The organism is Desulfoscipio gibsoniae DSM 7213 (assembly GCF_000233715.2).
Taxonomy (GTDB): Bacteria; Bacillota; Desulfotomaculia; order Desulfotomaculales; family Desulfallaceae; genus Sporotomaculum; species Sporotomaculum gibsoniae.
The window spans coordinates 3,013,823-3,033,379 of sequence record NC_021184.1 but is presented as its reverse complement, the minus strand read 5'-3'; the positions used below and the strand labels follow the sequence as shown (position 1 = coordinate 3,033,379).

The window sequence follows — 19,557 nt, the reverse complement described above, 5'->3', positions numbered from 1 at the left end:
GTTTAAATTAAAGTAAAATAAAAGCGCCCCTTACGGAGCAAGAGTCAAATCTTAAGGTTAGAGCATAAATTAATATTAAAAAAGAAAGGGGATGACTCAGATGGCTGTAACCATTTTCAACGGTGGTATTATAAAAGTGAACAGCCTTCGCAACAACTCCTTTATGAGTCAGGGCAAAAACGTTACCAACGGCTGGAGCTTCATTGCCAAAAGTAATCATTCGGTAGGACAGATCAGCGGCAACTTGAACTGGGTTCCTTCAGGGTCCAATATTATCAACGACCCGGATCTCATAGACGCTCCTCAAACCAATTCTATCTTAGGGGGAGATACTGCCGGTTCCAATCTAGAAGTTATTTAACGCTACTCGTAAAAGTTAACTTTCAATGTCTCCGCCTGGTCGTCGGAAAGCTTGGAGAACCTGATCTCCATAACACCCTGTCGGTAAGTAGCCCGGCCGTATTTACCGTTTACCGCTACCGGCAGTGAGATGGTGCGGCTGAACCTGCCGTACTGTCTCTCCTGCCTATGTATCCTGCTATTCGACAAGGTTCCGGTGTCCGTAACCTTGTCTCCATTCAGTGTCAAATTATTCCCCCTAACTTCCACCCTCACGTCGTCGGTCCTTTTTAGACCCGGTATATCAACGGTTATTATTATTTCGTTGAGGGTTTCAACTATATCAACAGGGGGCCATTTGCCACGGCCCAAGTTTTTTAAAACGTCTACCGGGTTATTCCAGCCAGAACTAGCGAGGTCCCGCAAAAAGTTTTCATCAAATTGGGGAAAGTGCTTTAAAACTTCAAAAGGATCGTGTTTGTCGCCCATTAACCATACCTCCTTGCTAGTAACAATATATGCAGTTGTTAGTCACCGGAAGCACTTTCGGAGACGTTTTTGACATTGAATATATATACGAACACATTGGGCTTCGCCGGACACAGTTGCTTCAAACAAGGCATAGTATGAAGTAGGGAAAACAATAAGGAAGGGGATAAAACGTGTCTGGTTTTGCTATGCAAATCAACATACATTCCATACGGATCGCAGAAGTGGATACAGGATCGGCAGTAGCTATCGGCAATAATTATTTTATTGATTGGAAAACTTATCATAAAATGAACAGCGGTTTCGGACGACTAAACGGTGATGGCAGTACCCTGACTGAAGCATCGTTTAACGTTAACGATTCTGACTGGCAAGACATGAACTGTACCAAGTAACAGACGGTTCCCAGTAACACAGGCTGTCTGAATAAGAAGGAGGTCCACGATGAGAACGGAAATATGCCTGGGAAAAGTTATCATATCAGCTATCCAGCAAAACGCGGGGGTTTTTTACGGAGAAAACAGCGTTGAAGGCTGGAAAACCCGCAGCAAATCCAATGCTGCCCTGGGGCGGATCAACGGCGACCGAAATACCATTGCCAGTCGCTTTAATTTTGTCAACGACCCTGATATCTTTGACATGTGGTCCGAAGCACCGGATGCCTGACTTTAGATTGGTCTTCTGATGCCAAAGGATTACTTTCTAGTCTCTGTTTTTAATTCCTTAAAAATAATATTATATTTGGGGCCGGCCCCATGCGGGGGGTACTTTTTATTTCCTGGTTCGGCAGGCGGGAATGATTCCCACCGACACGTTCCGTCTTCCCGGTGCGACGATCCCGACTCTCCTTTCCATTCATGTTCGCTATCCGGTGTTCCTGAACCCCGTTTTTTTTCTTTTTTGTTGGATCTTGCCACCTGCTCCCGCTCCGCCCCTTTGGCCGGCCTTTTTTTTACTTCGCTGTTTCCGGACTGATACATCGATTTTTCCCCCGGTCCGTTTCCCGGGGGCGAAAACCCCCAACCATAATTAGCCCCGATATTAAGCGCCCCTCCCAGTTCCTTTATCTCCACGGATCCGATGTTATTGTTCAATTCCACTTTATCTACTATCAACTTATCAATACAAAGCCGCTCTACTATCACCGGAGGAGATTCAGACCCGTCCCGATCTTGTCCGCATTGATCTTCGAGGAGTCGCAAACGCTCCTCTAATGTGAACAACCTTTTTTCAATTTCGCCGACTTCGAGGCCAGAACTAAAAAATTTTTGCCATAACCTTCGGAATTTACCCACTATATCACCAAAACATTATTATTTTTAAGCTTATCGCTCTTGTTTGTATAATGTTATGTTAGTCAAACCGGCAATGTCCCTTCTAAGCTAAGCTGAGACATAGCTTTTATAATACTAAATGTTGCCATTGGGAAATTATGCAAAGGCTATTACGTTTAAATTAAAGTAAAACAAAAGCGCTCCTTACGGAGCGCCTATGTCGGCAAGTATTAATTACTTGCTGTAAACTCCACCAAATCCAAAGAACCCCATGCCGAATACCAGCAATATCAGGATCAAGAATAAAATGAAACTACCATCAAAGTTTGTATAGCCCGGTACAGATACTCCACCACCATAACCCATTAATACATGCCCTCCTTTTTAGGGTTTTTATTTTTCCCAGTTTATAATATGAAACCAGTTAGGAAACTGTTACCATATATCATTAAACTTTGTTACATTTCGCCCCAAAATTGTCTTACTCTTTATTTTTGTAAACCTCCGAAGCGACGCTCCCGCCGTTGATAATCAACCAGAGCGCTTAGTAAATGCTGACGTCGAAAATCCGGCCACAGTACGTTAGTAAACCAGATTTCGCTATAAGCCAACTGCCAAAGTAAAAAGTTGCTGATCCTACAATCACCGGCGGTCCGGATTAACAGGTCCGGATCTGGCTGGCCGGCGGTATACAGGTGATCTGTTATCGTCTGGATATCAACCTGGCTGGCTTTTAAACATCCCATTTCAACAGCTGCGGCGATAGCGCGAACTGCATCAGTTATTTCTACACGCCCTCCATAGTTCAGGGCCAAGTTAAAAATTAATCCACTATTATTACAGCTTCGCTCAACAGAATTAGCTATTATGTCCTGAACTGATTGAGGCAATTCTTTTAAAATGCCGATGGAGTTAACCTTTACTCCTTTTTCACATAATTCATTAATTTCTTTATTTAAATATTCAACTGTCAGATTCATCAGATAATTTATTTCTTGCTGAGGTCTTTTCCAGTTTTCCGTGGAGAACCCGTAAACTGTCAACACCTTGATTTTTAAATCACAACAAATATTCACTATATCTTTGAGGGATTCCATCCCGGCAAGGTGCCCCAAAGAGCGGGGGAGTCCCCGCTTAAGCGCCCACCTGCCGTTACCGTCCATAATAATAGCAATATGCCCGGGCAATTTTTGCCGATCGATAGATGCCAATAAATCCTGCTCATTCAGTTGAACGGCTTGCGTTAAATTAGCAATTTTATTATTCATAAAGATACACGCCTCACTAATATTTTAATTGACCATTTAAGAATTCCAACATTCAGAATCAAAAAATCATTTTGAACGGCCCTTGCGAACACCTAACATGTTCAGGGTCCTGCTTACAAGGTAATCCACGGTTAACCCGTATTTAGTTCTTAGTTTTTCCGAATGGCCGTGTTCTACAAAGCAATCCGGTATACCTATCCTTTCCAGTTTAATGCTTCCCGCATTGGACTCGTTAAGCAATTCCAATACGGCGCTCCCGAACCCGCCGCCCAGCACGTGTTCTTCCACCGTTATCACTTTGCCCGTCCAGGTGCAGTAATGTAAAATGCATTCAGCATCCAGTGGCTTAATAAAACGAGCATTGATTACCGTGGCCCTAACTTCCAAGGAAGCCAGGTTTTGGGCCGCCCTTTCCGCCAGGTAGGTGCAGTTTCCCGCGGCAATTAATACAATGTCTTGGCCTTCCCTTAAAACTTCTGCTTTGCCAATGGGGATTACCGGGGGCTCTTTATGCAAGGGAACACCGATACCTGCTCCCCGCGGGTAACGAATGGCACAAGGACCCTGGTGTTGCAGCGCCGTTTTAAACATACTGCGCAGCTCATCTTCGTCCTTGGCTGCCATTATCGTCATGTTCGGTATTGGGCGAAGATAAGCATAGTCAAACAGACCGTGGTGGGTAGGCCCGTCATCCCCGACCAAGCCCGCCCGGTCAATGGCAAAAACCACAGGGAGATTTTGCAGGCAAACATCGTGTAAAATCTGATCATAGGCTCTTTGCAAGAAGGTTGAATAAATTGCTACAACCGGTTTATAACCCCTCCGGGCCATGCCCGCCGCCATAGTCACTGCGTGTTGTTCCGCTATGCCGACGTCAAAAAATCTATCCGGGTACTGTACGGAGAATTCTTTTAAGCCGGTTCCGCTGCTCATGGCAGCGGTTATGGCCACTATTTTATTGTTTTTAGCTGCTTCTTCTAAAAGAGTTTTTCCAAGAACTTCCGTGTATGTAAGGATATTGTTGCTTGGCGTAGTTTTACCGTCGGATACGTTAAAAGAGGTTATGCCGTGAAATTTATCGGCGTCTTCTTCAGCGGGGCGGTATCCCTTTCCTTTACGGGTAATGACATGAACCAGCACCGGCCCCTTAACAGACTTTGCCTGTTTTAAGGTGTAGATAAGGCTTTTCAGGTCGTGCCCGTCAACCGGACCTAAATATATAAAACCTAATTCCTCAAAAAGCATACCGGGAACAACAAGGTATTTTAGGCTGTCCTTTAATCTGTCCATAACTTTGAGGATAGTATTGCCGATAGGGGGTATTTTTCGTAAAAGCTGCTCGATTTCGTCTCTACTCCTGTAGTACATGGGGTCGGTTCTCAAGCGGTTAAAATAACAGGCTAAGCCGCCTATATTCGGAGAGATGCTCATTTCATTGTCATTTAATACGATAATTAAGTTTTTCTTTAAGTGACCGGCATGGTTGAGGGCCTCAAAGGCCATGCCCCCGGTCATGGCACCGTCCCCGATAATCGGTACTACTGTGTAATCTTCCCCATCCAAGTCTCTAGCTATGGCCATGCCTATACCGGCAGAAATGCTGGTACTGGCGTGTCCGGTTCCAAAAGCGTCGTGTTCACTTTCTTGTGGTCTGGGAAAACCGCTGATACCTCCGAATTGACGCAGGGTATGGAACTGATCCCGGCGTTGGGTAAGAAGCTTATGGGTGTAGCACTGGTGGCCAACGTCCCAGATTAGCTTATCCCGGGGAGAAGAAAAAACCCGGTGCAAGGCCAGGGTAAGTTCAATTACTCCGAGATTTGAGGCGAGGTGTCCTCCGTTTTTGGAAACCGTATATATAATTTCCTCTCTGATTTCCCGGGCCAGTTGTTCCATTTCCCGCAGGGAAAGGTTGCCTAAATCCCGGGGAGAAGTAATTGTTTGCAATATACCTGCCACTATTTCACCTTCCATAACTTCCTTGTACATGCACCGTGTTTTAAAAACACATCCGTACCCGGTAAAAAAATCTCTCCTAATTGGTACAGGTGTCATTTTGATTCATTCCTGCTTAAAATTAACATAGTTCATAGTATTCAAATGAAGTTGAAGATGTTACCATTTACAGTATGCAAAATCCATATACTTAAAAGCACTGGTTAGAATAAACCATCCTTGGAAATATTAAATAAGAAATTATTACCCATTTAACTTAACATAATACTTCATTACCTTGGAGGGTTTGTCTATGGGTGAAACAGTTGCCACCTTGATCCTAAAAGCACTGGCTAACTGGGGTATTAAGAACATTTACGGCGTTTCGGGAGATGCTATACTGCCATTTATGCATGCTCTTAACCACCAGAACCGGATAAAATTCTATAGCACGGCCCACGAGCAGGGGGCTGCTTTTATGGCCTGCGGAGAGGCCAGGGTCACGGGCAGGCCGGGTGTATGCCTGGCCACCGAAGGTCCGGGTGCGTTAAACCTGGTAAACGGCATGGCGGACGCTTACCGGGACGGCGTGCCCATGCTGGTCATCACGGGCCAGGTTGAGACTGCCAAAATCTCTACCAATGTTAAGCAATACTTTGACCAGCAGCAGCTTTTTGCTTCTATTACCGGTTTTACTATGCTGCTCACCAGGCCGGAGTCAGTAGTGGAAGTTTTTAAAGTTGCTATGGAAAAGGCTGTTGGCGATAACACGCCCTGCCATGTTTCCATACCCAAAGATATATTTTTAAGCCCTGCTAACGTTAGTGACATTCCTAAACTTGGCCGCCCTTATCCGCCGGGTATCTCCGGAAACATAGAAGAAGCACTAAGTGTAATAGGTTCCTGTAAAAAAACGGTTATTATTGCTGGTAGAACTGCCATTCCTTTTAAAGACAAGGTTTTTCAATTGGCAGGTCGCATCGGGGCGGGAATTATCCCGGCCCAAGGGGCCGGGGGAATTTATCCAGGCGCAGAAAATCTCCTGCCGGGCGGGCTGGGTGAAGCTCATATCCCTCCCATTTTAAATCAGGCTGACTGCGTGTTGCTAATCGGGGCCAGCCCCTACGAACATAGTTTTATACCGCCCAATATCCAAATTGTGCAAATTGATACCCGTCCACAGAATCTGGCCCACCAGCTAAGACCGGTCCCTCTAACAGGAGACATGGCCTTAATTTTGGACAAACTATTGGAAGGGTTGTCTAACTCTATACCGGATATTCTCTGGCAGCAAGAAATAATAAAATGCCATGATACCTATTTGGATATGATCAGAAAGGAAGGAAATCTTTTAGGAAAGCCTATTCCACCGCAAAAAACGGTGTCGATTTTAAATGATATTATTCCGGAAGACGCCATTATTACCATTGATTCAGGCGCGTTTATGCACTGGTTTGACCGGGGATTTATTTCCCGGGGGCAGCAGGTAATCATTTCTGACTATTGGCGCTGCATGGGCGGCGGATTACCATTTGGTTTGGGTGCACAGGTAGCTTATCCTAATAAAAAGGTTATAGTTTTAACGGGCGAAGGCGGCTTTATAATGACCATGCAAGAAATAATAACTGCTGTTCGCTATTCTTTACCTATAATTATAATCATTTTTAATAACGGAACGTATGCACTGGAGAAGCATCGAATGGAAAAGGCGCGGATGAAGCCTTTTGGAGTGGATGTTAAAGCGCCTGACTTTGCCGCATTTGCCGTGACGTGCGGGGCTGAGGGAATCAGAGTGGAAGAGCCGGAAATGCTCCAGGATGCGCTTATTAAAGCAATGGCGATTGAACGGCCTGTTATAGTAGATGTTATTTCAAGCGACTATAAGCCTGGTTTTATTTAACCTGACTAACTTGGCGTAAGTCTCCCACTTCTATAAGTGGGAGTACAACGCCAACTAAGTCATGCATTTTGCAGTTCTAAAATTCAGGGGGAGTTTAATCTCCCCCTGAATTAAGAACTTGCTTCAAAGTTAGCTTTTTACCTGAAAGAAGTTCGGTGGTTATAAAGCTTTCAACAACCGAACTTCTTTTGACTATTTGTTTACGAGGGAGCATTTCATCTTGTTATTAACAGGTTTCTCCTTTATTGCAGGATATGTGCCTGGTTAACTGGAGGTTGCTGGTAAGGCGGATGGTAGCTGTCACTATCGTCTACTGAAATAATTCTTTTTTCTTGAATAGATTTGAGGACATCGTGAACAGTCTTTAAATCGCCGTATTCCATCTCCGGCGTTACGCTAATCGGCTCGATGCCGGTGAGAGCGTTATAAAAGTTTAGCAACTCGTTGTAATAACCCTTTTGCACCTCGTATGGAATTTGTTCCTGACGACCGTCGTTAAAGGCTAAATTAATAGTGCCGCAATCCCTTTCTTCCAGGTAGATCATACCCTGGGTGCCGAATATTCGCAGGCCAATCAACGGGTGCTGCATTTCCTTGCCGGCGCAGAAAAAGTTAAAGTTTCCGGTAACCCCGCTTTTAAAGAGCAGATTAGCATTAATAACGGCATAGGGTGCAAAATCAGCGGTCTGGGGGCGCCCAAAGGCCTGTAAGCTGTCAATAGGGCCGAAAATATGTCGTAAACCAGCCAAATCGTGCACCCCGGTGTCAGTAAAAGCGCCGCCCGGAAATTCGGGATGCTGACGCCATTCTTTGGCTGGAAACTTGTTTTTTAGCATATCCTCCGGAAAATTCACCACTCGGTTTTGCACGAAATACCAGACGTCACCAACACGCTTGGTGCGTACCAAGTCTCTGATTAGATCAATTTCCTGGTTATACCGGAAGTTTTCTGCAATCATAATCGGAATATTATATTTTGGGGCCAATTCTTTGGCACGCATAGCTTGTTCCAGGGTAGGAGCAAGCGGTTTTTCACAGATGATTCCTTTTCGCTGACCAGCCATACGTTTAGCTGCGGCCTCGGTGACTTCATAGTTTAGCTCTATGGGCATCATGATGTCTATAACATCTAAATCTTTCCTGGTCAGCATTTCTTGAAAATCGGTATATACGCTGTCCTGTTGTAAATTTAGGCGATTTGCCCAGTTAAGGGCTTTTTCCTTATCCAGATCACAAAGGGCAACAATTTCATAACGGTCCGCCAGCTGTTTGTAAGCTGGATAGTGTAATCGCTCAAAGGCCATGCCCACGCCAATAATGCCTACTTTAAGCTTATGCATCATATTTCACTCCCCGTGTTGCTATTATAGTTAGCATGTCCCAAAGTAGGCTTATCTATTTTGAGGGACATGAATTAAACCTGACCGGACCGGCTGGTGAGTAAAGATTAGGATCAAAATTAGCAATTACTAGTAACAAATAACATTTGATTGAAATAACATAAAAAAAGCTATCTATTAGTGTAAATTCCTTATGGGGGTGATCAGTGTTGCCAAGTTTACAAGCTAATCCCTTCTTATTATTCCTGATCCTAATCTTGCTGATATTAAGTGATCCCAAAGCCTCAGAGATTATACAAATAAGGGTGAAATCATTTTTTGCAAGATAAAAAACATGTAGCAAAATTGCTTATTTTACGTATTATGGTATAAAAATAAGGGTATTTTCACGATAAGATACCTGGGTAAAATTAATTTACCCAGGTATTTTTATCAATTAACTTACCTAAAAAGGAGATTTTTATGGATAATTACCAGCATGTAAAATCCTTTTATAAATCACGGTATTATACTTTTGGTAATAGCATCCAATCGCTTGGGTGGAATTCTTCTAAAGAACAATTAAAAAGGTTTGAAGCACTAACAAAAGATTTCGATAAACAATTATTAAAAAAAGAAAGTATCGTCGATTTTGGTTGTGGTCTTGCTCACTTCTTAATATGGCTGCAAGAGAAAGGCTATAGTAATAATTATACCGGCGTGGATATCATAGAAGAATTCCTGGAACAAAACCGGTCCCGTTTTCCTGAAAACCAGTTCTTAACAAGCCAAAATTTCTTTAATAATAAAAAAAAATATGGTTTTATTTTTGCCAGTGGGGCCTTTACGATACCCTGGGGTCAAAATCATACGGAAAAAATTAAAAGCGCGATTAGAAAACTTTTTAACAAATGTATTTATGGCTTTTCATTTAATATGCTAAGTTTTTACTCCTTATTTAAAAACCCTCAATATTGCTATTTTGACCCTTTTGCTATGGATAAATACTGTGATACCTTAACTTCAAAGCATATTCTGGACTGCAATTATCTACCGGGCGATTTTACCATTTGCATGTGGAAATAAGCTAATTGACGTCATCCGGCGCCGGGGCTGTTATCCCCACAAATCTGTGTATATGCAAGGGGTCCCCGGCTAACATAACGATGCCCTAATAACGGTGTACATGGAAACCGGGTTTGGTTGGTATTTCCAGGCTGGTAAATACTTTGTAGCTATGGGTGTGTCCGTCATCAAAACTGGTCTTATTATAATACTGGTGGACATGGGTGCGTTGCCCTGCTGGATAAAGGGAAATTGTTACATATATTGATAGGTTTTCATGCTGCAAATTTAGGTAATCTATTAAAAAAGTAAACACCCCGTTAAGGGGGTGTTAAACAGGAGAGTACTAATCATCAAATTATTATTTTTGTTTCTTGCTTCCATAAAAGCCGCCAAAGAACGGGAAACCGAAAAACAAAAACAGCAATAGCAAGGGAAGAAATCCCCCAAACCCAAAACCTGGAAAATATCCAGGACCGTATCCGGGCTTTCCAGGTCTAAAACCGTAACCCATAAAACAATACCTCCGTTCACAAGTTTATAGAATTATAAATTATAATATTCAACAATCATGCTAAATGTTACCGTTACGTTAAAAGCGCCCCTTACGGAGCGCTTGCCCAAAAATTAATTATTTATCATAAACTCCGCCATATCCAAAGAACCCTGTGCCAAACACCAGCAGGATAAACGGTTTATCCTATGTAACCCGGATGGAAGGTGTTACTAAAAGGCACCTTTTTTTGCTTCATCAATAATATGGTCCGCCGTTCTGGCGGCGATGGCCATCACCGTTTCCGTGGGGTTGCATCCCCCGGAAGTAACAAAAACGGCGGCGCTGCATATATACAGGTTCGGTAAATCGTGGCTGCGGCAAAAACCATTGACCACGGAAGTGGACGGGTCATTGCCCATTCGACAGGTACCCAGTAGGTGGCCGGTATCGGCAATGACAAAAGCAGGCTCGCCGCCTACGGCCTCCAATATTTCGTTGGCTTTCTGAACTGCGTGGGCAATCATTTTATTATCGTTTTCACCGTAACCGAAAGTTACCACGGGCCTGGGCATCCCATATTCGTCCTTCTCAGCGCTTAAAGTTACTGAATTATTGTTGTTGGGCAGTACTTCTCCTACCGTAGTGATTTGGGCATAAAAATTATAATCGCGCATAATGTCATAAAGTTTTTGGCCCCAAATGCCCGCCTTTGAAACAAGGTTCTTGGCCAGCCCCAGCGGTCTTGTCCCGTGGGCGTTGAAAGTATAGCCCCGCACAAACCCCCGTGCTTGATCCGTTTCATAGAAGTCCTGGGAGACCGCCAGCACCGGAGTGCCCTTGTACAGGCGTACTTCATCGTGGAATTTGGCGAAGATATCATGACCGCTGTGGGGCATCAGTGCTTTACCCACCATGCCGCTGCTATTGGCCAGCCCATTGGGGAATTGGGGGCAGGCCGAATGCAGCAAGAGCCTGGGCGTTTCAATACAGAAAGCCGAAATTATAGTCACTTTGGCTTTCTGGAAATATTCCTTACCATCATGCACAAAGGTAATACCCGCAACTTTACCGCTGTTATCCGGGACAACATGAGTCACCATACAGTCGCTAAGCACTTCCGCTCCGTGTCCGATGGCCTTGGGGATATGGTGGATCAGAGTGCTGAACTTGGCGTTGGGCTTACAGCCCTGGTTGCAAAACCCCCGGTTGATGCAGGGCGGACGCCCATCAAAGGGTGCGGAAAGTATGGCCAGCGGTGCCACCGTGCTTTTGATGCCCAGCTTGGCGCATCCCTCGCGAAAAATCTGCGCATTGGCGCTGATTGGTTCCCGCTGGGGGTAGGGATAGGGACCTTGAAATGACCCCCAGGGGAAATGTTTGGGGCCGGAAACCGCGATATCTTTTTCTATTTTATCGTAGTATGGTTCCAGGTCCTGATACTTAATGGGCCAGTCATCTGCCACGCCGTCCAGGGTTTTTACCCTAAAGTCACTTTCGTGAAACCTATAAAACACACCCGTGAAATGCACGGTGCCGCCGCCTACGCCGCGCCCGGAATTGTTATGCCCCATCGCCAGCGGGTCGTTGCCCGCCACCAACCTGGTGTCGTTCCAGGCCAGGTTTTGCATGGTAAGTTCATCGCTGGCAAAGTCGGTCTGTGGATTCCAAAAAGGCCCTGCTTCGATAACCACCACCTTAAAACCCGCCTTGCTTAGCTCGTAAGCCAGCACCCCGCCGGCAGCGCCGGCGCCGACAATGCATATATCCGCCCCGTCACCGTACTTCCTCTTGTTTAAATGGTTATACCGGTGACCGGTATAATGGTCACAATCATGCTGCACATAATCATGATTCGTTGGCATCTCTTTTCGCCTCCCAGGGGTCAGTAAGTCCTTTTTCCACGCGCACGTAACCACGGGGGTAAGCCGGGCCGCCGTATCCTATTTCCGACCAGACGATGGGGTGGGAGTAATAAGCGCTGGTGATTTCCGTAGCCAGCTTTTTAAACAACTCCTTCTGGGGTATGGTTTGCCATTCATCCAACGGCGCGGCTTTTCCCGTATGCAGGGTGCTTAAAATGGCCAGTTGCTGCTGCGCGTCAATCTCTAAAAAGGGTGCCCCGTACTGTTTTCGGGCCAGTTGGTCAATAGCCCTCAATCCCTGGCGGACAAGGGTTTTCTGTTCCGGTGCACCAACTTTGCGCTGATCTTCACCGGTGGGTGAAGCAAGGGTATTATCAATGTGATACAGTACATAATCTAATATTTCTTTTCTATTGTCATAAACAATGTGTTGGGCTATGTTGTAAATCAACTCTGCTTCATGCTTATTAAGAAACCCGTGCTTAGGAAACGGCCCCAATCTTGTAAGCACAATTTCGCGGCTATGGTCATCCCAGTGCTCCTGCTCTTTAAGCACGTCATAACCGGGGTATCTTGTCCTGTTTTCTCGCATGCTGTTACCTCCAGTACAAGGCAATTAGACCCAGGATGCTCATGGCCGCTACCATTGCCGGTAATGTCAGGGGCGGCCCGATCAAGAAGTTTTGCGATTCACCGTAACCGCCAACTCGCTGTCCAATACCATTGACATGCAATACGGAACCGGTTACCCCCAAAGCCAATCCGGCAAAAAATAAAACCGCCATTAAACCGCGCAGCACAGGCAAATTATAAAAGGATAATAATATCGCACCAACCCCGAGTACCGGACCGCCAATCACCGGCCCGTACATGGCCCAGTGCCTGAAATTTTGCCGGTAGTGAAAAATAGTAACCTGTAGGGAGATCATTAATAAGGCCAAGCCGGTAAAAAGTAGTAAAATGCGGGCTATTGGCCAGCCGTTCCACATGTTAAATCCTCCTTCTATTTTTGCTATTATTAATTCCCAGAGGGGAAAATTATATTTTTTTTAAAATCTTCCTTTTAGGCTTAAACTTGATCTAACCATCATAATTTTCCGCCGTTTTTGAAATTATGGTGTGTCATTTACCTTGCATTATGCATAATATGGTTAAGAAAACATAAGTCATCGTTCGCACCGTATGCCATTTTATATATATTTTGAAGCCATTACTTGTGATGGTTATTTTTTTTATTTGTACACAAAATTTCTTCGGGATTTTAAAAATAAAAACAAGGAAACGGGATTCTTGGATAAAGAAATATTTGAACAAGGTGTGGCCCCGCATCTTCGGGGAGCATAATTTTCCGGAGTTAAACTTTTGTTGAAATTTCCCCATGAGATCACCCTTTTAAGTTATTCCTTTAAGATATGGGAAAATATAATTTTTGGTTACAAAACCAATTAGTTATAGACTTAATTATCTATAAATGTTGGGGAGTGATTTCTAAAAGCAGGTTTCCCTTTTTCTTTAAGTTGCATAGTTTAAGAAAGAAGGAGAGGAATAGAAGGGAGTAATTACATTGCTTGGGCTTAACTTGCAAGAAAAAGTATTGTTAAGAATCCGGGATTTAACCGATTTACTGGTAAATAGCCAGGAAAAAGACGGGGCCTGGTATTACTGTTTTGAAGCCGGATTGTTGACCGATGCTTACATGATTATTCTATTGCGCCATTTAAGCATGAACGATGAAACACTTATTCACAAACTTGCGTACAGAATAGCTTCTAAACAAGAGCCAACCGGCGCATGGAAAGTTTTTTACGATGAGCCGGAGGGTAATTTATCTGCAACCATTGAGTGCTATTATGCCCTGCTGCTGGCAGGTTACAAGAAAAAAACCGACCCGGAGATGATCAGGGCCAGGGAATTTATTTTGGCCAAAGGCGGTCTATCGGCAGCGGGTTCGTATACCAAGGTGATGCTGGCCATCACCGGGCATTATCCATGGGGGAATGCGCCATATTTGCCGGTGGAAATGGTGCTGCTTCCTACCTGGGCACCAATCAACTTTTTTGATTTTAACGGCTATGCCAGAGTTCATGTGGCACCCATTTCAATCTGTGCCAGTAAAAACTACGCCCATAAGTTGCCGGGTGATGCCGACCTTTCCGATCTTTTCCCTTCTTCATCAAAACAGGTTCCCTCTTTTAAACCGCCACGCTCATTGCTAAAAGCAATAGAAAAACATATAAAAAAAATACCGTTGCCGCTTAACGAAATTCGTGATTTGGCTATCAAAGAATTGGAACGGTTTATGCTGGCCAGACTGGAATGGGACGGGACCCTTTATAGTTATTTTACCACCACCTTGCCAATGATTTTTGCCCTGCTGGCCCTGGGGTATGACAAAAGGCATCCGGTAATCACCAAGGCAGTAAAAGGTTTAAAAGCAATGGCTTGCCGTACAATTTATCACCTGCAGACGGCAACTTCCACAATTTGGGATACAGGGATGATAGCATATGCTTTACAAGAAGCCGGTTTACCGCCTCATCACCCGGCCATCGAAAAAGCTACCCTTTACCTGTTGGCCAAACAACATACCAAATACGGTGACTGGCTAATACATAACCCACAGGGACGTCCGGGTGGATGGGGGTTTTCCCATTCCAATACCATTAATCCTGATGTCGACGATACTGCCTATACACTGCGCGCTCTTTACCGGCAAGCTATGAACAATTCCGAAACTTACGGGCATGCGTGGCGAGCCGGACTTGAATGGCTGTTATCTATGCAAAACGATGACGGTGGTTGGCCGGCTTTTGAGAAAAACACCAATAAAAAATGGCCGGATCTTATACCCATGCCTGAAGCAAAGTCTGTGTTGACCGATCCGTCCGCAGCCGACCTTACCGGACGCGCCCTTGAATTTTTGGGTAATTACGCTGGGATGTCCCACCGGCAGGAGCAGGTTCAAAAGGCAGTGCAATGGTTGGTTAAAGATCAGCGTTCAGACGGCTCGTGGTACGGACGCTGGGGGGTCGTTTATATCTATGGTACCTGGGCGGCTGTAACAGGTTTGACGGCAGTGGGCATTGCCCCGCAACACCATGCCGTTAAAAAGGCGGTCAACTGGCTTCTGTCTATCCAGAATCCAGACGGTGGCTGGGGCGAGTCATGCTTGAGCGATAGTGTGCTGCAGTATACTCCCCTTGGCTTCAGCACACCGTCACAGACAGCTTGGGCGCTTGACGCCTTAATTGCTGCCGGATTGAAAGAAAGCCCGGCTGTTTTACGCGGTATCGAGGCACTTCTCCACTTGACAGAGAAAAACGGTATTGAAGCATCATATCCCACAGGAGCAGGTTTGCCCGGGGGTTTTTATATCCACTATCATAGCTATCGCTATATTTGGCCTTTGTTGGCACTAAGCCATTATTTACGTATTTAGTTAAAATTCACATGGGGCTATGATTCTATAGAGCTGCTTACCAGGGAAAATCCGGATTTTATAGCCAAAAATCCAAGAGAACTTTTTAATTTGATTGCCTGTAATCGCCCATACTAAGAATTAAGCAGTCAGAAGTCAGAATAATTCGAGACGACAAACCGTTCTTTTTTGGCTCCTGATAAGGAATGTCCCCAATAAATAGCAAGGATACGCCATAATGTCGCTTATTTGATTGTTATTGTTGAAAGTAAATGTTTCTATCATCTAATATTTTGATTGCCTTTATTTGGGACCCCAGATCGGCTCCAGTTTCAATTTCCAGGATTAAATTGCCATTGGCGATGTTCGTTTCCATCTCCGAGTAGGCTTCCAGAAGGGCCAACCGTACGTCTTGGGCCCCGACGTCCCCTTCAACCCGTAAAACCATTTTGTCCGTCATTCCACTCTTTAACAATTTTATGGCTATTCGACCGGTAGCACCGGATATTTTCGATATTGCTTCCAAAATCACCCGGCCATATAGGTTCATATCCCCTACAACCATCATCTTATCGGTTCGCCCTAAAACTTTGGCCGCGACGAACGGTAGGCCACAGCCGCATTCCACCCAGCGGGCACGGTCACCGGACCGGTAGCGCAAAAGGGGCATAGCTTCTCTGCGCAGCGTTGTAAATACCAACTCCCCTTCTTCAGCAGGCTTGCCGGTAACGGGGTCGATGATTTCCGTTAATAAATGGAGGTCATTGAAATGAAAGGCGCAACAACCGGGCAGTGCGATGGTTAGAGCGCCGCCGATTTCCGTCGAGCCATAGCTATCATATACCTGTGCCTTCCAGTATTCGTGGAAATATTTTTTATGCTCTTCAGTCAGCAGTTCCCCACCCGTCAACACCTTATCTATTTCCAGCCTGTATCCTTCTTGCTCTGCCTTCCGGGTTAACGCCGTCATGTAAGAAGGCGAGGAAAAAATGATGTTTGGCTCGAAACGCTTCATCCACTGAATTGTCTCCACTGTGTTGTCCGCCCCGGCTGGAATGGGAAGGCCTCCGGCACGCTCAACGGCGCGGTGGGCGATGGCGGACCCAATCCACAATCCGTGCCGGGTGGGAAGGGCGATGAAGCCGACAACTCTCCCCGCATGACCCATGCGCGCGGTCAACGCGTAAAGGTTGGTAAACATTTGCATTTCCCGGTAGCTAAAATAAACCCTTTTGGGTTCCCCGGTGGTGCCTGATGTCGCGAAGATGGCCGCAAGACGGTCCTGGGGGACGCATAGAAACTTCCTCCAGTTTCGGATATCATCGTCGGTCGTAAAGGGCAGTTCTTGCAAGTTTTCAACCGTGCGGATGTCCCCCGGCCGTACTCCAAGCCGCTTAAACATCTCCCTATAAAAAGGGGAATGAACGGCAACATATTGCACTGTGCTGCGCAACCGCCGGAGTTGAATTTTTCTGATAACGCGGCGGTTATTCCCGCTGTTGATATGTTTCACGACAAATCCCGCAGTCTTGTTTACAATTCCGGGTAAGCAGTTGTAGTTTTCAAACCACCGCATGGCCCGATCTGTGATACCAGCAATCATTACACTCACTCTCTCTGCTTTTACTTATTACGCCTTCAACATAGTCGCCCTGAATTAGACCCTTTCCAGATAAATATAATGGTAAATTATGGATTTTTGCTTTGCATTAGAGTATGCCGAAAGGGAGGTTGGTGTGACTTAAAATAATATTGCATCTATTTGTAAGAGACGAGGTACGCTTAAATTTATCTTCGCATAGCTCCAGGATGGTTTTCACAGCGCGGTCGACATTGAGAATATTTGAATCGTTGCCGATGGATGATCTGAAGGAAATCGGCCGGATGGCCCCTATGTCGACGTTGCGAAAAAATACGCTGATTCAGACGCCGGAAACATTTCGCAAGGGGTTGTACTTTATGAAAAAAGGAAAATTGAGGTTATATAAGATAAATTCGGAAGGAAAGCAGTTTACGTTAGCTATCTTGGGCAGTGGAAACGTGTTAGTTGATGATTTAAACTATTCAGTTGGTAGAAAAAGTGCAACAGCAAAAAACATTTTTTCTATAAATTAACATTTAACCGCATTATTTAAATAAATATGTCGAAGCAAGCACTAACAAAAATATGGTTTTCGTCATAGTATGAAATAACAATATGCTCCGTATATACCCTGCAGAAAGCCTCGGGGTATTTGCACGATAAGATACCCGGCCAGGTTTGAAGAATTGGCCGGGTATCTTTACATTTTTGTTGATTTTTGCTGCGGTTTGGCTTATTTTCTCACGTGGCTAAAAAAAGGAATACGACGGCCATTCTATAGGTGTGGATATTGTGGATATCTTTTTGGAAAAAAATAGATTGAGGTTCCCAACACATGCTTTTCCCCAAGGGCTGCCTCCCGGTACGTAATTGAAATCGGTAGGACAACTGGAACAAACCGTTTAATAGTAACATTAACGCCAATACGTAATAGATTGCGTAACTACTCAGGAGCCATGAGTTAGAAATCAGGAATCGGAATGAGAGAACGGTTTATCTTCTCGAATATTTTCGAATTCCGACTCCTAATCTCGGAAATACCTGAATACCGGTATCTATTTCGTTAGCGTATCCCACTAATTCCATATACCCGACTCCCAAAATTTCTCTCACCTTTTGGTTTATCATCATTTCTTCTCCTGATATAAAGCAAGCACCTTCCCAAATGGCATGTAAAGGCCCGATTATAGGCGCCTCCTGCATACTAAAATAAGATACCTTCATTTTCATGTAAAACTCCGGAATAACGATCTGCCACTCCAAAGGATAAACGGCTTTTGTAAAGGGACTCTTCCAGTACTTAACGGGATAATACTCAACATCTCTGGTGAAAAAAACATTCCCGCTATAGTCAATGAGGTTGGCCATTGGACGAAATGAACGGCCATTTTTTATGGAATTAAACCGGTTCATCAGCAATTCTCGCCCGTCATTCAACTGAATCCCAAACCAGTCCCAGCCTGTTTTAAAGGTTAAAGTATGGCTTCTTCCCCACTGGTGGTCAAACCACCCGGTCCCTGTTACATTTTCTACCACCTGACCGTTTCTGATACGCCCTTCCACCTGGTTATGCGGAAAGGAATAATAAAACAGTTGGTTTGGTTTCCCATCCCCACCAACTAAGGCAATGGGTTTTTGAGGGACAAAATTGAGGTCGATTGTTACTTCCTCTTCGGCTAAATGAACAACAAAACAATCTTCCGACCGGTTAACAAAATTTAAGCAATTGTTACCATAAACAAGGCGGGTTGGCATTTTTTGTACATCAACATTTTCCAGTTCCTTGTGCGGATAGGGCAGCTTACGTTTCAAGAGATTATAACCAAGTTTCCACATCCTCTTATCCAAGGGATCAAGAAGCAAATCGTAGGGGATAAAGAACAGCATGTAAACTGCTGCTTTTTTATCAAGAAGAGAAAAGGCCCTGTGTGTATACCTGTCTAAATCTACCAGGGAAAAAATTAAGTAATGGCCTTTAAACAACCCTGGCTCTCCAATGCGGAAAAAAGATGCCATTGTTGCATAATTCCCACCCTTATCCCCTTTTAAAAACGCGAAGTAATACCACCATTCAACGTTGGAAGACGGGTGTGGCCCCGCATCTTCGGGGAGCATAATTTTCCCGGAGTTAAACTTTTGTTGAAATTTCCCCATAAGATCACCCTTTTAAGTTATTCCTTTAAGATATGGGGAAATATAATTTTTGGTTACAAAACCAATTAGTTATAGACTTAATTATCTATAAATGTTGGGGAGTGATTTCTAAAAGCAGGTTTCCCTTCTAATTTTTTATCCTGCCTGGGGCTGTGAACTTAGAAGCAATAAACTTAAGGTTACAAAAAAGGAAAAGGGATTCATTCTTTTACTTCACCTCACTATTCCCACCGTTATTTTTTTATTTTCCACAATATCAAATTATTCAATTATGTTGAAATGCGTTACGAATTAACCAGTTAATATTTTTCAAAAAATTAAACATATGGCATCCATGCTAAATATAATAGCTTATAAAGAACTGTTATTGTATGTAACTGCCAAGAAGATATTACAATTCAATGGTATATAAATTGGGTTTCACATCAAAAATTTCCTTTAGGGGCTTCCTCAATA

At 44.3% G+C, this 19,557-nt stretch carries 20 protein-coding genes; 7 read left to right on the top strand and 13 right to left on the bottom strand.

Annotation, left to right across the window (positions count from 1 at the left end):
* Window positions 1-100 precede the first annotated feature (100 nt).
* Window positions 101-361 (top strand): hypothetical protein, encoded by a 261-nt coding sequence (locus DESGI_RS14185; RefSeq protein ID WP_006520779.1) that lies wholly within the window; start codon window positions 101-103, stop codon window positions 359-361.
* A 2-nt stretch (window positions 362-363) separates the two neighbouring features.
* Here DESGI_RS14185 and DESGI_RS23175 read toward each other — a convergent pair whose 3' ends face one another.
* Window positions 364-828 (bottom strand): Hsp20/alpha crystallin family protein, encoded by a 465-nt coding sequence (locus DESGI_RS23175; RefSeq protein WP_006520780.1) that lies wholly within the window; start codon window positions 826-828, stop codon window positions 364-366.
* A gap of 173 nt (window positions 829-1,001) precedes the next feature.
* Here DESGI_RS23175 and DESGI_RS14175 point away from each other — a divergent pair, with 173 nt between their 5' ends.
* Together DESGI_RS14175 and DESGI_RS14170 are read left to right on the top strand one after the other, a co-directional pair.
* Window positions 1,002-1,223, top strand: coding sequence for a spore germination protein (locus DESGI_RS14175; RefSeq protein WP_006520781.1), 222 nt, complete (start codon window positions 1,002-1,004; stop codon window positions 1,221-1,223).
* Between the two features lie 49 nt (window positions 1,224-1,272).
* Window positions 1,273-1,494: a hypothetical protein gene (locus DESGI_RS14170; RefSeq protein WP_006520782.1), complete on the top strand. Its 222-nt coding sequence runs from the start codon at window positions 1,273-1,275 to the stop codon at window positions 1,492-1,494.
* Window positions 1,495-1,523: 29 nt separating this feature from the next.
* On the opposite strand, the gene DESGI_RS14165 is transcribed toward DESGI_RS14170, so the two are convergent.
* From DESGI_RS14165 to dxs, 4 genes are all read right to left on the bottom strand, one after another.
* A complete protein-coding gene (locus DESGI_RS14165; protein WP_006520783.1) occupies window positions 1,524-2,030 on the bottom strand; it encodes a hypothetical protein in 507 nt (168 codons plus the stop codon).
* Between the two features lie 306 nt (window positions 2,031-2,336).
* Window positions 2,337-2,468: a hypothetical protein gene (locus tag DESGI_RS26150; RefSeq protein WP_006520784.1), complete on the bottom strand. Its 132-nt coding sequence runs from the start codon at window positions 2,466-2,468 to the stop codon at window positions 2,337-2,339.
* Between the two features lie 122 nt (window positions 2,469-2,590).
* Entirely contained in the window at window positions 2,591-3,370 is a 780-nt protein-coding gene (gene uppS / locus DESGI_RS14160) for an undecaprenyl pyrophosphate synthase (protein ID WP_006520785.1), read from the bottom strand.
* Between the two features lie 66 nt (window positions 3,371-3,436).
* The gene (gene dxs, locus DESGI_RS14155) at window positions 3,437-5,329 is read right to left on the bottom strand and encodes a 1-deoxy-D-xylulose-5-phosphate synthase (RefSeq protein ID WP_041285539.1); all 1,893 of its coding nucleotides are present in this window, start codon (window positions 5,327-5,329) and stop codon (window positions 3,437-3,439) included.
* Window positions 5,330-5,618: 289 nt separating this feature from the next.
* Between dxs and DESGI_RS14150 the strand changes: the two genes are divergently transcribed.
* Entirely contained in the window at window positions 5,619-7,205 is a 1,587-nt protein-coding gene (locus tag DESGI_RS14150) for a thiamine pyrophosphate-binding protein (RefSeq protein ID WP_006520787.1), read from the top strand.
* A gap of 242 nt (window positions 7,206-7,447) precedes the next feature.
* On the opposite strand, the gene DESGI_RS14145 is transcribed toward DESGI_RS14150, so the two are convergent.
* Window positions 7,448-8,548, bottom strand: a complete 1,101-nt coding sequence (locus tag DESGI_RS14145) for a Gfo/Idh/MocA family protein (protein WP_006520788.1) — start codon at window positions 8,546-8,548, stop codon at window positions 7,448-7,450.
* A gap of 459 nt (window positions 8,549-9,007) precedes the next feature.
* Here DESGI_RS14145 and DESGI_RS14140 point away from each other — a divergent pair, with 459 nt between their 5' ends.
* Window positions 9,008-9,610, top strand: coding sequence for a class I SAM-dependent methyltransferase (locus DESGI_RS14140; RefSeq protein ID WP_006520789.1), 603 nt, complete (start codon window positions 9,008-9,010; stop codon window positions 9,608-9,610).
* An 85-nt stretch (window positions 9,611-9,695) separates the two neighbouring features.
* Here DESGI_RS14140 and DESGI_RS26460 read toward each other — a convergent pair whose 3' ends face one another.
* From DESGI_RS26460 to DESGI_RS14125, 5 genes are all read right to left on the bottom strand, one after another.
* Window positions 9,696-9,905, bottom strand: a complete 210-nt coding sequence (locus DESGI_RS26460) for a YmaF family protein (protein WP_353740034.1) — start codon at window positions 9,903-9,905, stop codon at window positions 9,696-9,698.
* A 45-nt stretch (window positions 9,906-9,950) separates the two neighbouring features.
* Window positions 9,951-10,103: a hypothetical protein gene (locus tag DESGI_RS24635; protein ID WP_006520790.1), complete on the bottom strand. Its 153-nt coding sequence runs from the start codon at window positions 10,101-10,103 to the stop codon at window positions 9,951-9,953.
* 212 nt (window positions 10,104-10,315) lie between these two features.
* Window positions 10,316-11,947 carry a GMC family oxidoreductase gene (locus DESGI_RS14135; RefSeq protein ID WP_006520791.1) on the bottom strand — a complete coding sequence of 544 codons (1,632 nt, stop codon included), beginning with the start codon at window positions 11,945-11,947 and terminating at the stop codon, window positions 10,316-10,318.
* Window positions 11,931-12,539: a gluconate 2-dehydrogenase subunit 3 family protein gene (locus DESGI_RS14130; RefSeq protein ID WP_006520792.1), complete on the bottom strand. Its 609-nt coding sequence runs from the start codon at window positions 12,537-12,539 to the stop codon at window positions 11,931-11,933. Before DESGI_RS14130 ends, DESGI_RS14135 begins: the two co-directional genes overlap by 17 nt.
* Before the next feature lie 4 nt (window positions 12,540-12,543).
* Window positions 12,544-12,936, bottom strand: coding sequence for a hypothetical protein (locus tag DESGI_RS14125; protein WP_006520793.1), 393 nt, complete (start codon window positions 12,934-12,936; stop codon window positions 12,544-12,546).
* Between the two features lie 575 nt (window positions 12,937-13,511).
* Between DESGI_RS14125 and shc the strand changes: the two genes are divergently transcribed.
* Window positions 13,512-15,386 (top strand): squalene--hopene cyclase, encoded by a 1,875-nt coding sequence (gene shc, locus DESGI_RS14115; protein WP_006520794.1) that lies wholly within the window; start codon window positions 13,512-13,514, stop codon window positions 15,384-15,386.
* A 235-nt stretch (window positions 15,387-15,621) separates the two neighbouring features.
* Here shc and DESGI_RS14110 read toward each other — a convergent pair whose 3' ends face one another.
* Complete coding sequence (locus DESGI_RS14110) at window positions 15,622-16,968, bottom strand: phenylacetate--CoA ligase family protein (RefSeq protein ID WP_006520795.1); 1,347 nt, start codon at window positions 16,966-16,968, stop codon at window positions 15,622-15,624.
* A 356-nt stretch (window positions 16,969-17,324) separates the two neighbouring features.
* Between DESGI_RS14110 and DESGI_RS24630 the strand changes: the two genes are divergently transcribed.
* Window positions 17,325-17,480, top strand: a complete 156-nt coding sequence (locus tag DESGI_RS24630) for a hypothetical protein (protein WP_157872787.1) — start codon at window positions 17,325-17,327, stop codon at window positions 17,478-17,480.
* A gap of 460 nt (window positions 17,481-17,940) precedes the next feature.
* On the opposite strand, the gene DESGI_RS14100 is transcribed toward DESGI_RS24630, so the two are convergent.
* Complete coding sequence (locus DESGI_RS14100) at window positions 17,941-19,101, bottom strand: lipocalin-like domain-containing protein (RefSeq protein WP_006520796.1); 1,161 nt, start codon at window positions 19,099-19,101, stop codon at window positions 17,941-17,943.
* Window positions 19,102-19,557: the final 456 nt, after the last annotated feature.